This is a genomic window from Chryseobacterium nepalense (assembly GCF_023195755.1).
Lineage (GTDB): Bacteria > Bacteroidota > Bacteroidia > Flavobacteriales > Weeksellaceae > Chryseobacterium > Chryseobacterium nepalense.
Genome location: NZ_CP096203.1, coordinates 3,721,086 through 3,735,574, shown reverse-complemented (window position 1 = coordinate 3,735,574; position 14,489 = coordinate 3,721,086). Strand labels below are relative to the sequence as shown.

Genomic DNA, 14,489 nt, shown 5'->3' with positions numbered 1-14,489 from the left:
AATAACACCCAAATACTTCCCTCCAAAATTTCTTCCCTTTAAAATAAATTTTATATTTGTTCCACTAACTTAAAAACACAAATGCATATGGAAACAAATCCCGAATTGCAGGGCAATCCTGAACCCGAGAAAAACAATCCAAAAACCGCGAGCGAAGTCGGCCATGCCCGAAATGTCGCCAACCTCCAAAAGCTCATCCAGCAGGTTTCCGTGTACAGTTTGTACAATCCGCCGGTTCCTGAGCTTACCGTAGCCAGCCTTCAGGCACTGTACAATACGGCAACAGCCAAAATAAGCGAAGTGGAAGATAAGCGGAATGCCAACAAAAATGCCATCGCCTTACGTCAGGAGGCTTTTGAGAACCTGAAAGCAACCTGTACCCGCATTGTGAACCGACTGGAAATCCTCGGATTACCACAAGGGACCATAGACCAGGCAAAATCATTGAACCGTTCTATCCAGGGAACCACAAAGAAATCTGTCAAAACAACCGAAACAGGAAAAGAAGCCCCAAAAACTATTTCTTCCTCCAGGCAGTCTTTCACCCAAAGGGCCGATAATTTCGGGGTGCTATTGCAGCTCTTAACAACCATTTCAGCGTATGCCCCCCAGGAAGATGAATTAAAATTAACCAGCCTCAACACTTATAAAAGCGAGCTGGTAAGCGCAACACAGGCAGTAGACCAGACCGAGGCGGAGCTGAATCTTAAACTGATAGAAAGAGATAAAATATTGTATACGGAAGGAACCGGCCTCTACTCGATTGCCCTGAATGTTAAAAAATATATGAAGAGCCTTTACGGTGGCACTTCCCCGGAATATCTGACGGTTTCAGGTATTAAATTTACTGTCGTTTCGAATCAGTAAACTGTAATGAAAAAGCCAGTAAACCAAAGATTCATTCTACAACAATCTATAATTTGATTTAAATCATCCTGATCGAATATTCGGTCAGGATATTTTTATATTCTGCCGCCTGCAAATTATATTTTTGCGTCTGCAAACCATAATATCACAACTGCAATATATATTCTTTTGCCTGTAAATAATATTCTTCAGCCTGCAATTTATATTCCTGCTCCTGTAAACAATATTTTTGCAACTGTAAATTATATTTTCATACCTGTATGATCCATTAATCCGGCATCAATAAAAGTAGTATACAACTTCCGTAGGAACAGCAGCTGTGTAGAAAAATAACAGTACGAAACAGCGGGACTCCGAAGGGGTCCAATCTCTGTAAATCTCAACGATACAATACATAGACGCAGATCGCGCGGATTTGCAATGCGTGTTCCCAACCTTACCCAAACAAAAAACCACCGGAATTCGGTGGTTTCATATAATCGATGATGATAATCTTAAGCTTCGTTAGAAGGATTCTGATCTCCGGCAGGTTTCTCGCCTTCGCCCTCTGGTCTTCTGTTGCCTTCTGGTCTCGCCGGTCTGTCAGCTCTGTTCTGACCTTCCGGTCTAGGACCTCTTTGCTCACCTTCCTTTTTCTCAGGTCTTGGTGGTCTTGGCAAAAGAACTTTTCTGGAAAGCTTCATTTTCTTACGGTCGTCATAACCCATAAACTTTACTTCCACTTCATCTCCTTCTTTGTAAGGTACTTTATCAAGACGAGCCCACTCGATTTCCGAGATGTGAAGAAGTCCTTCCGTTCCTTTTGCGATCGCTACGAAGGCACCGAAATCCATGATCTTAACAACTTTTCCGTTGTACACCTGTCCTACAACCGGTACAAAAGTGATCTCATTGATTTTCGCCACAGCAGCATTGATCTTCTCTCTGTCAGTACCTGCAATTTCAATACGTCCGATTTCTCCGATCTCTTCAATCGCGATCACCGTATCCGTATCTTTCTGCATCTGCTGAATGATTTTTCCACCAGGTCCGATTACCGCACCGATGAAGTCTTTCGGAATTTCCATTACCACCATTTTCGGAGCGTGAGGTTTTACGTCGGCTCTCGGTTCAGCAATTGTTTCCGTGATTTTATTTAAGATGTGTAATCTTCCGTCTCTTGCCTGCATCAACGCTTTTTCCATGATATCCATAGAAAGTCCCTGGATTTTGATATCCATCTGGCAGGCCGTGATACCGTCTGCAGTTCCGGTTACTTTAAAGTCCATATCTCCCAGGTGATCCTCATCTCCTAAGATATCAGAAAGTACGGTAAATTTACCGGATTTCGTATCCGTGATCAATCCCATTGCAATCCCGGAAACAGGTTTTGTAATCTGCACCCCTGCATCCATTAATGCCAATGTTCCTGCACAAACCGTTGCCATGGAAGACGAACCGTTGGATTCAAGAATATCGGAAACAATTCTGATGGTATATGGATTTTCTTCAGGAATTACAGCCTGCAGTGCTCTCTGAGCTAAGTTTCCGTGTCCTACCTCTCTTCTTGAAGTTCCTCTTAAAGGTCTTGCTTCTCCTGTTGAGAATGGAGGGAAGTTATAATGAAGGAAGAATTTCTCATCGTGCTGAGAAATTACACTGTCTACCATGTTGGCATCTTTTACAGAACCTAAGGTTACCGCTGTTAAAGACTGGGTTTCTCCTCTTGTAAAGATCGCAGAACCGTGTGCTCCCGGAAGATAATCAATTTCAGACCAGATCGGACGGATCGTTTGCGGATCACGGCCGTCAAGACGGATATTGTCTTCAAGGATCATCTGGCGCATAGCCTCTTTTTCTACATCGTGGTAATATATTTTGGCGAAAGGTGTTATTCTTTCCAGCTCTTCAGGATTATCCACGTACTGAGCCAGGAATTCATCAAGAACAGCCTTGAATTTTTCGTGTCTTTCTTCTTTTGCAGAAGGTGTTTTTGCTACTTCATATACTTTGTCATAGCACTCTTTCCACACTTTTTCACGGATAGCCTCCTCATGAACTTCGTGGGAATATTCTCTTTTAGGGAAAGCCTTACCTACTTTTTCAGCTAATCTTTCCTGAGCTTCAATTTGTTTTTTGATTTCAGCGTGTGCGAAGATAATGGCTTCCAGCATTTCCTGCTCGGAAATTTCTTTCATCTCTCCTTCTACCATTACGATAGAATCTTTAGTAGCTCCCACCATGATATCCAGCTCAGAATCTTTCAGCTGCTCATAACTTGGGTTAATAGCCAGCTGGCCGTCAAATCTTACCACTCTTACTTCAGACATCGGTCCGTTGAAAGGAATATCGGTAATGGCAATGGCTGCAGAAGCCGCCAAACCTGCCAGATCATCAGGAATGGTTTTCCCGTCGTAAGAAATAAGTGAAATCATTACCTGAACTTCCGCGTGGAAATCTTCAGGGAAAAGCGGACGCAGCACCCTGTCTACCAGACGCATCGTTAAAATCTCCTGATCAGAAGGTCTTGCTTCTCTTCGGAAAAAGTTTCCCGGAATTCTTCCTCCTGCATAAAATTTTTCTCTGTAATCTACCGTTAACGGTAAAAAATCCACACCGGGATTGGCTTCTTTATTGGCAACAACAGTCGCTAAAAGCATTGTTCCGCCACATTTTACGACTACGGATCCGTCTGCCTGTTTTGCCAGCTTCCCCGTTTCAATAGTAATTTCTCTGCCGTCTGCAAGAGTAATCGTTTCTGTAAACGCTTGAGGTATACTCATAAAAAATTGTCTTCTTGTACCCCGTATTGAGTACGATTAATATTTAAACTTTTTAAATTTTCGATGCAAATTTAATGTAATTATTTGGATCTAGCACCGCTTCCGGATAAAATCCATATCAAAATGGTTACTAATTTATGTTTTCAGTAACTAGCGCTCATTTTTCCGGGTAAATAATGATTATTGCAGAGATCCAAAAAAAATGAATAGGTGCATTCTTTACCAATTAAATGCACAAAAAAAGCAGCTTCTTCCGAAGCTGCCCTTTAAAATCTTTGTAGATTACTTTCTTAAACCTAATTCAGCAATAATTGCTCTATATCTTTCGATATCTTTCTTTTTAAGATAATCTAATAATCTTTTTCTTTTACCTACCAGTTTCACCAAAGATCTTTCTGTGTTGTAATCTTTGTGATTGCTCTTCAAGTGAGCAGAAAGGTGGTTGATTCTGAAAGTGAAAAGTGCAACTTGTCCTTCAGCACTCCCTGTGTCTTGTGCAGATTTTCCGTGTTTTGCGAAAATTTCCTGCTTTTTTTCTGTATTTAAGTACATTCCAATATTATTTAAATGATTATTATGTAACGGCTGCAAAAGTACGATATTTTTTTGATTTTACAAACATTATTGATTTCATAAATTGATTTTGATAGAAAAATATGTTAAATATTTCTTAAAAAAATTATGATATCGTGTTAAAAGGCAGTACTTTTGCATGGTATTCATGATGAGAAATTCTACTGTTTTCATACTATTCGCCATTATTATCTTTTCAGGCTCTTCTTTGCTGAAAGCGCAAAATAACCATGAGGCAAAAGTAAAGCGAATACTTTACTTCAATCCCCAGGTAGAACCCGATATTGAAGAAATTAAAGAACCCACCAACACAGCCTTTTTCAGTGCTGTTTCCGATAATCTGAGCGAAAGGAAAAACAAAATGCTCAAAACAGAAACTCAGATTTCGTTTGACAGCATCGATAAAAAAACCATTTCAGATTACTGCCTGAATAATGATGCAGATTTCGCTGTCATACCCAAAGTAAAATATTTTAAAGTAGGAATCGGGAAATATGTTTTTTCCAACCAGGTGATCGTGAGCATGAAACTTTTCGATGCGGAGGGTAACCTTATCACGGAAACAGATTATGACACCTACAGAAAAAATATGCGGCTTTTAGGATCTACGGTAAATTCCGTAAAGATCGGTACTAACGGGGCTATTAAAGACATCCTGAAACAGCTTCGAAAAATAAAACCTTCCGCAGAAAACGGTTTTTAGCCATTCAATCAAAAATTTTTTCACCAATCTTTTTTTAAATCTCTAATTGATATTATGCATATCATTGAATTTCATGAAATTATATTCATTACATGGTGAATAATTTAATTTATTTTAGTATTTTTAAATAAACAATTCATTCAAACTATCTCAATTCAAAATTCTTCTTACACTCGCAGTTTTTGTGGGTGTTTTTTTATGTATAAAATTTTCATACTTAATTTAGATAATAGATGCACGAGTTTAATTAATCCTTAAATTTAAAGCAGTATTCTCTTGTTTTAAAAATTTGAGTTATTTTTGCATAGCCAAAAAATAAGGTTTTGAATTCTAAGGACGAACTTATCTTTAACCCCGCCGACATTGCCGAAACTCTTAGCGAACTTCACGCTGACGAGAGGCTTTTGGCATTCCTGAAAGTTCCGAAAGAATACAAAGCAGAAGTTTTTTCTCACCTGGATCCTGATTTTCAGGAAGAAACAATCCGCAGTATCGGAAGTGATGAAGTGTCCGAAATCCTCAATGCGATGACCCCTGACGACAGAACAGCATTGTTTGAAGATTTTCCGGATGAGCTTATTAAATATTCCATCAATCATCTGAATCCTCAGGAAAGAAGAATTGCCCTGAAATTATTGGGTTATGATTCTGATTCTATTGCCCGACTGATGACGCCTTATTATATCCAGATCCGTAAAGAATGGACCATTAAAAGATGCCTTCAACAGATCAAAAAAGTCGGAAGTAAGGTAGAAACAATGAATTATCTTTATGTAGTGGACGAAAGAAACCGGCTGATTGATGATATTGCTTTAGGAAGTTTATTGCTTGCCGAAGAAGACACCATGGTTTCCGAGATCACCGATAATCATTTCGTAGCTATTACAACTACCACTTCAAAAGAAGATGCCGTTCAGTATTTTGAGAAATATGACAGGGCTGCGCTTCCTATTGTTACCGAATCCGGAGTTCTGGTAGGCATTGTAACAATTGACGATATCCTTGACCAGATTGAGCAGCAGAATACGGAAGATATCCAGAAGTTCGGGGGACTCGAAGCGTTGGATGTTCCGTACACCCAGACTTCTCTTATAGAAATGGTAAAAAAGAGAGGAATGTGGCTGATTATTCTTTTCCTTTCGGAAATGCTTACTGCTTCGGCGATGGGATATTTTGAAGATGAAATCCAAAAGGCAGTTGTTTTGGCATTATTTGTTCCTTTAATTATATCCAGTGGCGGGAATTCAGGTTCCCAGGCTGCAACATTGATCATCAGAGCGATGGCCCTTCAGGAAATCGGGCTGAAAGACTGGTGGTATGTAATGAGAAAAGAAATATTCACCGGGCTTTTCCTTGGTGGTATTTTAGGAATTATCGGCTTTTTGAGGATTATGATCTGGCATAAAGCAGGCTTTTTTAATTATGGTATTTATTGGCCTTTCGTTGGACTAAGTGTGGGCGTTTCTTTGGTAATGATCGTACTTTGGGGAACTCTTTCCGGCTCTATGGTTCCGTTTATTCTTAAAAAACTAAAACTTGACCCCGCTACTTCTTCGGCTCCATTCGTTGCAACTTTGGTAGATGTAACGGGACTTATTATCTATTTTTCTGTTGCCGGACTTTTCTTAACGGATAAACTTTTGTAATTTTAGGCAACGTCTAAAATATCATTATGAAAGTTGTTTCTCTTGTCCCCTCTATCACCGAGTCTTTATTTGATCTGGGCTTAACTGAAAATGAAGTCATCGGAAGAACAAAATTCTGTATCCATCCTTCTGAAAAAGTAAAAAATGTAACTGTTATAGGTGGTACAAAGAATATCAACATTGAAAAAATAAAAGCTTTACAGCCTGATCTGATTTTAGCTAATAAGGAAGAAAACGTAAAAGAGCAGGTTGAGGCCTTAATGGACGATTTTAAGGTAATTGTTACGAATGTTGAAAATATTGAGGACAATTATTATTTACTTAAAACTTTAGGCAGGTTATTCAACAAAGAAGAAAAAGCGCAATGTTTTAATCTCAAAATTTATGATATTCTGAATGAGGCCAAAGTTAGCTCCAGGGTTAAGGTTGCGTATCTTATTTGGAAAAATCCTTATATGACAATAGGTTCGGATACGTTTATTCATAAAATTCTTAGTGAAATTGGTTTTGAAAATATTTTTAAGGATCGGAATCGCTATCCTGTTATTGAAACCGAAGATTTAAAAGAAGCTGAAATTATCATGCTTTCTTCCGAACCCTTTCCTTTTAAAGAAAAACATATGGAGGAACTGAAAGTATTTTATCCTGATAAGAAAATCATGATCGTGGATGGGGAAGCTTTTTCATGGTACGGAACTCATATTGCCAAATGCGAAAGCTATTTCAAAGGACTGATTGCTGAAGTGGAAGCAATTAAAATGTGATCGGTAAGATTGCAGCTGTTTTTTTTCCACAGATTTCATGAATTACACAAATATGAGGGCAGATTAACTTATTTTTATAATCGATTCATGCCTTATAAATAGTATTTACAACGGATGTTACTGATTTACACGGATGGTCTTAAGCGTACGATTTTTGTTAATCTTTTTAGCTCCCGCGGATTTCAATGATTACGCAGATAATAAAAATTCGAAAGAAGAAAGAAAGAAAACTAAGAGACTCCGGCCCTTCGGGCCGGAGTCTTTATTTTAAGCAAAAATTTTAACTACAAAATCTTGGAAACCTCGTTGCAAAGCCATTCCAGCAACTCTTTATCTTCATCCGTGAATGGATCAACGGTATGGGAATCGATATCAATCTGCCCGATGTTTTTCCCGTCTTTAAAAATAGGAACAACAATTTCCGCTTTTGTATCAATGGAGCAGCTTAAGTAATTGCTTTCCTCATTCACATCCGGAACTACAAATGTTTCATTGGAAACGGCTACCTGTCCGCAAATCCCTTTACCATAAGGAATGATGGTATGATCGGTAGGAGCTCCTACGTAAGGACCAAGTTTTAACTCATCTTTATCTCCGTTTTTAAAGTAAAAACCCGTCCAGTTGAAATAAGAAATTTCCTGATCTAAAAGATGGCAAACTTTTTCAAGTTTTTCTTCCGTATTATGTTTTGGACTTTCCAGGATGGATAAAAGTCTTTTTTTTAATTCTGACATTTTTATATTGTTTAAGAGAATTGTTTTAGTGAAAATTCTTCTTTATACCCGAACATTCCGCGTTCTTTGATCATTTCTGCAACGCCTTCAGGAACCTGTGTTTCCCAGCCTTTGATATTACATGCAATTTTTTTAAGAATATCTCTTGAATAAATTTCCAGATATTCCGGATTGTAATTGGTAATATCCACAATGCGCTCGTTATGTTTGAAATATTTATACAGTTCTTTCAGATTTTCTTCCACTTTTAATGTAGAAGAGTCTAAAAGTTCATGTGTTTCAGGGTCTTTGTAAGGATAAAGATATACTCTCATTCCATTTCTGAAGAACTTTCCGAAAGCCTCAAGAATTCCTCCTGAGAGGTCTTTATAATATCTTTCATCAAAAACCATCAGAAGATTATTTACCCCCATCGCAACACCAATATTTCCGCTTGTATAGGAAGCAAAGTAATCAATAAGGCGATAATATTCCGAATAATTGGAAACGATAACGGTATAGCCGAGCTTGCCGAGAATATCTACCCTGTCCAGGAAATCTCTTTCATCAATATCGCCGTCTGCACGAAGATTTGAAATGGTTATTTCAATGAGAACTTCAGTTTCGTCGGTTGTACATATCGCATCTTTAAGAAACATATCGAGTCCGTTTTTCAGCATATCGATATTTACCTTTGTTACGGGCCTGAAGCTTCCTCTTACGGCAAAAATATTTTTTTTGTATAAAACATCTGCAGGAAGCATATTGTTGCCCTCTGAATTGAAAATCACCGCATCGGTCATTCCGTTTTTAACCAATTGTAAAGACATCAGCCTGTTATCAACATAAGTAAAAGCCGGTCCGCTGAAATCGATCATATCAATTTCAAGGTTATCTTTAGCTACATCGTCGTATAGAGATTCTATTAAATTCCTTGGATTGTCATAATAATGAAACGCCCCGAAAATAAGGTTTACTCCAAGATTACCAAGGGTTTCCTGTTGTAACGTGGCATCATTTTCCTTAAATTTTACGTGAATTACAATTTCGTTGTAATCTTCATTTTCATTCGCCTGAAAACGTATTCCAACCCAGCCGTGACCTTTTACTGTTTTATCAAAATTAATGGTGGTAACAGTATTGGCGTAAGAAAAGTACTTTCTGTTCGGGTGGTTTTCCCTTGAAATCCGTTCTTCAATCAAAGCGACTTCATAGCGAAGCATTTTTCGAAGCCTGTTTTGGGTAACGTATCGGTTTTTTACTTCTTTTCCGTAGATTGCATCACTGAAATCTTTGTCGTAAGCCGACATTGCCTTAGCGATTGTACCTGAAGCTCCCCCTGCTCTAAAAAAGTGCCGAACAGTCTCCTGCCCTGCTCCAATTTCCGCGAAAGTACCATAAATAGTAGGATCTAGATTAATTGTTAATGCTTTTTGTTTAGGAGTTAGTTTCTGATACATTAGGACATTAAATTTTTCGTAAATTTACCAAAATTAAAACAACCTCAAAAGAAATGAAGTTGAAATTTTTAGGAACGGGAACTTCCCAGGGTGTACCCGTGATTGGCTGCACCTGCGAGGTATGCACTTCAGAAAATCCCAAAGACAGCCGTCTCAGATCTTCTGTCATGGTGACCACCGATGAAAGTAAAAAAATACTGATTGATTGCGGTCCCGATTTCAGACAGCAAATGCTTGCTAATAAAGAAAATACGGTTGATATAGCTTTGCTTACGCATGAACATAATGACCATGTGATCGGTCTTGATGACATGCGCCCTCTGATTTTCAAAACAGGAAATGACATGCCTCTCTATTGCTATTCCAGAGTGGGAAATGAAGTAAAAAAACGTTTTCCTTACGCATTTGCTGATGAAAGATATCCCGGAGCTCCTGCTTTTGAGCTTCATGAAATTGAGAACAGTCCCTTTACCGTTTTAGATACAGAAATTACTCCGGTTGAAGTAATTCATTATAAAATTACCGTTTTTGGCTATAAGTTTAAAAATCTCGCGTATATTACGGACGCAGGTTTTATTTCCGACACGGAAAAAGAAAAATTAAAGAATCTGGATGTATTGATTTTAAATTGCATCAGGAAGTTTGATCCGCATCCGGCACACTTTATCCTTCCGGACATCCTTAAACTATTTGAAGAACTGAAACCTAAGCAATTATTTTTAACACACATCAGTCATCATTTGGGTCTGCATGATGTTGAAGACAAACAACTTCCATCCGGAATACATCTTGCCTACGATGGTCTTGAGATAAATTTTTAATTTTTTTGCTTAATTTTTTTTCGGTATTCATAAAAAGTTTCTATATTTGCACACCGATTCAAACACGGAAAAACAGTAGCCCAGGTGGCGGAATTGGTAGACGCGCTGGTCTCAAACACCAGTTCTTAGGAGTACCGGTTCGATCCCGGTCCTGGGTACAAGACCGGAGAGAGGTGATAATTCACTTTCTTTCCGGTTTTTTTCTATCCCTAACTCATTGTTTATCTGATATATATAACAGAGTAAAACATTGGGTCGGGTGGTTCGATAATGATTTTTTGAAAATTGCAATTTTTCAGGGAATATCGAGCCAATTATATTACGCTTCACCTCAATATCCCCATCAGTATAGACTTTCGCAAGGTCTACCAGGTTCGATAATGCTTGGTCTAGTAATTTGGTAAGATCTATTTTCTTATTCTCTTTTCCTTTAGTTAATTTAGCTTCGAGCTTTTCAATTTGCGCTTTATAGTCGGTTTTAATTTCGAGGTAGTCTTCATTATCAATTACTTCCTCCATCAGTTTATTTCTTGCCTGTTTCAAGCTGCTGTTTAAACGATCTATTTCTAATAGAATTGCTTTCTTTCCCTTTGGGGATTATTGATTAATCTTTCAAAATTTTGTTTCAGTGCTTTTTTTAAATAATTCTTATAGAGGCACGCATTTCCAAAGACTGCAATATCTCTAAAAATTTAGAATTAATAATCTCAGATTTGTAGCGGTATGAACACGGAGACTGGCAATGGTAGTAATAATACTTGTTTCCAGAACGCCCTGTAGATGCACTGCCTGTAATCAAATGACCACATTCAGGACATACAAGAAAACCTCTTAAAGGTAAATTATCGTCAGACAATACTTTAACATTGGGTCTGGCTGGATTCACATTACCGTCCATTATACATTGAACTTTTTCGAACAGTTCTTCACTGATCAGAGGTTCATGAATACTTTTAACAAAACAAGCCTCTTCCCCATTGAATTGCTCCACGTAAATTTTACCACAATATGCCGGATTGCGTAGACTTGCAAGAAAGGCACTAATCTTAACTGATTTTCCTTTCTTTCTGTTCATCATATCCATTATCTGGCTCGCTGAATACACGCCTTTGGACATTTCCGTAAATGCCCATTTCATGTTTGACGCTTCCGGTTCTTGTAGCGTTACATATTTTTTCCGTCCTCCGTTATTTTGTTAACATATCCGTAAGGTGCCCTTCCCATCAATCTTCCTTCCTTTTTAGCACGACGCATTCCATAATATGTATTCAGCGCTCGCCTGTCGTTTTCAACTTCCAGTGCCGCAAGATAGATCGCCAGCATCATTTTATTTTCAGTAATTGAAATATCTAATGGTTGCTCAATGGCCATATTCCCCGCCACAAAGAATCCCATATCCGTTGTCTGAATTACCGCTCTGGCTTCTTTATCCGAAGCGCTGCTAATAGTGGAATAGCTACTTACAGCATAGGTAATTTGTTAGATGCACAAACCATAAAGACAAATGGCACCAATACGATAAATCCAACATTGTAAAATAACGGTATGCCAACCAAAAAGCCCGTAAGCACCATGGCCCACGGTAAATTCTTTTTGCCAAATACCGCTGTCAATACCGTTGTAATACGCTCTGCAGCGCCGCCTTCTGCCATCAGCTTTCCAAGAACTGATCCAAAGGCCAGCAAAAGTCCTAATTGTCCCATCGTACTGCTTGCTCCAGTTTCAACAGATTTAAGAATTTCCTCAACGCTCATTCCCATGGCAAAGCCCACCGCGATAGAGGTTATAAGCAGGGAAAATACAGTGTTTAGTCTGATCGCAGTTACTAAAATGAGTAGCATAACCACTCCAAATATGATAATGATTAAAGGCATAGCGGTCGATTTATTTAAAACTCGTCTTCTAGCTTATTATAAAGTCGCTGAAATTGTTCAAAATTTCTTACATAGACCGCATGATTTTTCGCATTCGGTCTATACAATTGTTCAGCATTATCTGCCTTTGTGATTGGCTCCTTAAGCTCAATTCCTAATGCTTCCATACCTATGAGTGCCGCTCCCCATGCAGAGCTTTCCACGGTGTTTTTAATGAAAACAGGCTTGTTGAAAATATCTGCTAACATTTGAACAAGATTATGAGAACGTGCTAAACCGCCACTTGCATATATCTTGTGAATGGGGCCGGTGTTTTCCTCCAACGCAATGCCCACGCTGTAGATGACGAACAACATGCCTTCCATCATTGCACGGGCAAAGTGGGCCTTGGTGTGCTGCAACTGTATTCCAAAATAAACACCTTTAGCATTGGAATTCCAGTGCGGAGCACGTTCACCGGTTAAATAGGGCAAAAAGATCAAGCCTTCTGATCCAGGATCGATTGAATCTATCATTTCGTTTAATAAAGTGTCAGCATCCTTATCCTGTATTTTTTCGATTGGTTCGTCTAAGAAGGTATCCCGGAACCAGCTCCGCAAAATTCCCCCATTATTAACAGCGCCTCCAATGATATATTCATTCGGTCTAAGGAGATAGCTAAATAACCGTTGCTTTTGCTCAGGGTTTGGTAGAGGACTGGTTACCCGTATAGCTCCGCTGGTGCCAACAGTTACGGAAGCCACTCCCGGTTTCACAGCTCCAACTCCCAGATTGGCCAGACAACCATCACTGCCGCCAATAACAAACAAAGTACCTTCAGGGATGTGCATAGAGGCTGCGATATCTGGATCTAGTAATCTTGTAATATGATCAACAGGTACGGGCGTCGATAGTTGTTCGACCGAGATTCCCGCTACATTCAAAGCTACATCCGACCATGCTAATTGGTGCAAGTCAAATAGTCCCGTAGCCGACGCAATAGAATGGTCAACCAGATAAACACCAAAGAGTCGGTAAAAAAGAAATTCCTTAATGCCAATAAATTTATGCGATTGAAAAAACACTTTTTCATCATGGGACCTTATCCATATTAATTTGCAGAGCAAAGACATGGGATGAATAGGCGTGCCGGTCTGTTGATACAGTAGTCGTCCTTTTTCAGTTGCCTTCAATCCGATAGCTATCTCTTCACTTCTCCGATCAGCCCAAATGATACAATTCGTGAGCGGCTTGCCCGATTTGTCAACCGCTATTAATCCGTGCATGGCACTACTAACCGAAATACACATTGGATGTAGCACCTTATCATGATCCTGCAATTCGGTCATCACACGTGCAACGGAATCGATACACGCCCTATAAATAACTTCAGGATCCTGTTCGTAATATCCTTCCAAAGGATTCAGTATAGGATAAGATATACTGTGTGTGGCCAAAACCTGACCTTCCAGGTCAAATGCAACCGCTTTCGTAGATGAAGTGCCAATATCTAATCCTATTATCATAATTATAATCGTTCTGTGAGGTAGTTGTTTAAATATACAAAAGTTCTGCAATACCTTGACGATCATTATAAGACAAAGTAAATTTAAATATAGCCCTTATATACTTTTTACAACTATATTTAATTGGAACGCTATGTAATTACTTCAAACATTCAGCTATTTTTTTAAACCTTTCTTTTCATAGAGAAGCGTTCCTTCAGATAAATCTTTTTGCAGATAATTTGCCACTTCCATAATCCAAGTTAGCACATTTCATATACTAATATTAAATGCTTTTGTCATTAGGTAGAGTAAATCTCACGTTCTTGTTGCCACAAAAAATCACCTATACGCCTATCAATAAGCCATCGATCATCCTGACGGACATAGCGATCCTTGTAAACCGCTCCAACGGTAGTCATGATTTTCTTCTCTTTTTGATTACTGATCAGTGTAATGAGGCAATAACAGGTTCCTGTGGCCTCATTTCCTCTGATGGTAAATAAGGATGGTCCGTTAAAATGGTAAACGATATCCACATCTTTAAGAAATTCTGCGAAAGCCTTCGCCATGACTTCGCGGCCCTTTAATTCCATGATGACTTTACCGTCAGCTTTGGTTTCTGATGAGGCATTCTCTGTAAAAAGTTGTACCTGGTTATGGAAATCTTTTTCATCCCCCAACATAGAAACTTTATCGATGAGTTCTTTCAGCAATATTTTATCTTCTGTCAATGTATTGTTCATTAGGTTTTTAAATATAATTAAAGGCTTTCTTTATCGCAGAAAGCCTTGCTGTTGTTTATTGATGACCACATATTGG

At 38.7% G+C, this 14,489-nt stretch carries 14 protein-coding genes and 1 tRNA gene; 6 read left to right on the top strand and 9 right to left on the bottom strand.

Going from position 1 to position 14,489, the window contains the following annotated elements; genetic code table 11:
- The first annotated feature begins 87 nt into the window (after positions 1-87).
- Complete coding sequence (locus tag M0D58_RS16955) at positions 88-867, top strand: hypothetical protein (RefSeq protein ID WP_248391918.1); 780 nt, start codon at positions 88-90, stop codon at positions 865-867.
- 494 nt (positions 868-1,361) lie between these two features.
- Here M0D58_RS16955 and M0D58_RS16950 read toward each other — a convergent pair whose 3' ends face one another.
- Both M0D58_RS16950 and rpsO read right to left on the bottom strand, forming a co-directional pair.
- Positions 1,362-3,629 (bottom strand): polyribonucleotide nucleotidyltransferase, encoded by a 2,268-nt coding sequence (locus tag M0D58_RS16950; RefSeq protein ID WP_248391916.1) that lies wholly within the window; start codon positions 3,627-3,629, stop codon positions 1,362-1,364.
- Positions 3,630-3,911: 282 nt separating this feature from the next.
- Positions 3,912-4,181 (bottom strand): 30S ribosomal protein S15, encoded by a 270-nt coding sequence (rpsO, locus tag M0D58_RS16945; protein ID WP_066440668.1) that lies wholly within the window; start codon positions 4,179-4,181, stop codon positions 3,912-3,914.
- A gap of 160 nt (positions 4,182-4,341) precedes the next feature.
- On the opposite strand from rpsO, the gene M0D58_RS16940 reads away from it, so the two are divergent.
- From M0D58_RS16940 to M0D58_RS16930, 3 genes are all read left to right on the top strand, one after another.
- Positions 4,342-4,905, top strand: coding sequence for a pyruvate decarboxylase (locus M0D58_RS16940; RefSeq protein WP_248391914.1), 564 nt, complete (start codon positions 4,342-4,344; stop codon positions 4,903-4,905).
- A 323-nt stretch (positions 4,906-5,228) separates the two neighbouring features.
- Positions 5,229-6,551 carry a magnesium transporter gene (mgtE, locus tag M0D58_RS16935; protein WP_248391913.1) on the top strand — a complete coding sequence of 441 codons (1,323 nt, stop codon included), beginning with the start codon at positions 5,229-5,231 and terminating at the stop codon, positions 6,549-6,551.
- Between the two features lie 26 nt (positions 6,552-6,577).
- Positions 6,578-7,315, top strand: a complete 738-nt coding sequence (locus M0D58_RS16930) for an ABC transporter substrate-binding protein (protein WP_248391912.1) — start codon at positions 6,578-6,580, stop codon at positions 7,313-7,315.
- Positions 7,316-7,599: 284 nt separating this feature from the next.
- On the opposite strand, the gene M0D58_RS16925 is transcribed toward M0D58_RS16930, so the two are convergent.
- Both M0D58_RS16925 and M0D58_RS16920 read right to left on the bottom strand, forming a co-directional pair.
- A complete protein-coding gene (locus tag M0D58_RS16925) occupies positions 7,600-8,049 on the bottom strand; it encodes a GAF domain-containing protein (RefSeq protein WP_248391911.1) in 450 nt (149 codons plus the stop codon).
- A gap of 11 nt (positions 8,050-8,060) precedes the next feature.
- Positions 8,061-9,488 (bottom strand): TonB-dependent receptor, encoded by a 1,428-nt coding sequence (locus M0D58_RS16920; RefSeq protein WP_248391910.1) that lies wholly within the window; start codon positions 9,486-9,488, stop codon positions 8,061-8,063.
- Positions 9,489-9,541: 53 nt separating this feature from the next.
- Between M0D58_RS16920 and M0D58_RS16915 the strand changes: the two genes are divergently transcribed.
- Both M0D58_RS16915 and M0D58_RS16910 read left to right on the top strand, forming a co-directional pair.
- Positions 9,542-10,309 carry an MBL fold metallo-hydrolase gene (locus M0D58_RS16915; protein WP_248391909.1) on the top strand — a complete coding sequence of 256 codons (768 nt, stop codon included), beginning with the start codon at positions 9,542-9,544 and terminating at the stop codon, positions 10,307-10,309.
- 78 nt (positions 10,310-10,387) lie between these two features.
- Positions 10,388-10,467: transfer RNA gene (locus M0D58_RS16910), tRNA-Leu, on the top strand.
- Between the two features lie 479 nt (positions 10,468-10,946).
- On the opposite strand, the gene M0D58_RS16905 is transcribed toward M0D58_RS16910, so the two are convergent.
- The 5 genes from M0D58_RS16905 to M0D58_RS16885 all read right to left on the bottom strand — a co-directional run bounded on the left by M0D58_RS16905 (position 10,947) and on the right by M0D58_RS16885 (position 14,413).
- Positions 10,947-11,447 (bottom strand): recombinase family protein, encoded by a 501-nt coding sequence (locus M0D58_RS16905; protein WP_248391908.1) that lies wholly within the window; start codon positions 11,445-11,447, stop codon positions 10,947-10,949.
- Positions 11,448-11,473: 26 nt separating this feature from the next.
- Positions 11,474-11,704: a hypothetical protein gene (locus M0D58_RS16900; RefSeq protein ID WP_248391907.1), complete on the bottom strand. Its 231-nt coding sequence runs from the start codon at positions 11,702-11,704 to the stop codon at positions 11,474-11,476.
- A gap of 65 nt (positions 11,705-11,769) precedes the next feature.
- Positions 11,770-12,183 (bottom strand): GntT/GntP/DsdX family permease, encoded by a 414-nt coding sequence (locus M0D58_RS16895; protein ID WP_248391906.1) that lies wholly within the window; start codon positions 12,181-12,183, stop codon positions 11,770-11,772.
- A gap of 14 nt (positions 12,184-12,197) precedes the next feature.
- The gene (locus M0D58_RS16890) at positions 12,198-13,688 is read right to left on the bottom strand and encodes a gluconokinase (protein WP_248391905.1); all 1,491 of its coding nucleotides are present in this window, start codon (positions 13,686-13,688) and stop codon (positions 12,198-12,200) included.
- A 281-nt stretch (positions 13,689-13,969) separates the two neighbouring features.
- Complete coding sequence (locus tag M0D58_RS16885) at positions 13,970-14,413, bottom strand: nuclear transport factor 2 family protein (protein ID WP_248391903.1); 444 nt, start codon at positions 14,411-14,413, stop codon at positions 13,970-13,972.
- Positions 14,414-14,489: the final 76 nt, after the last annotated feature.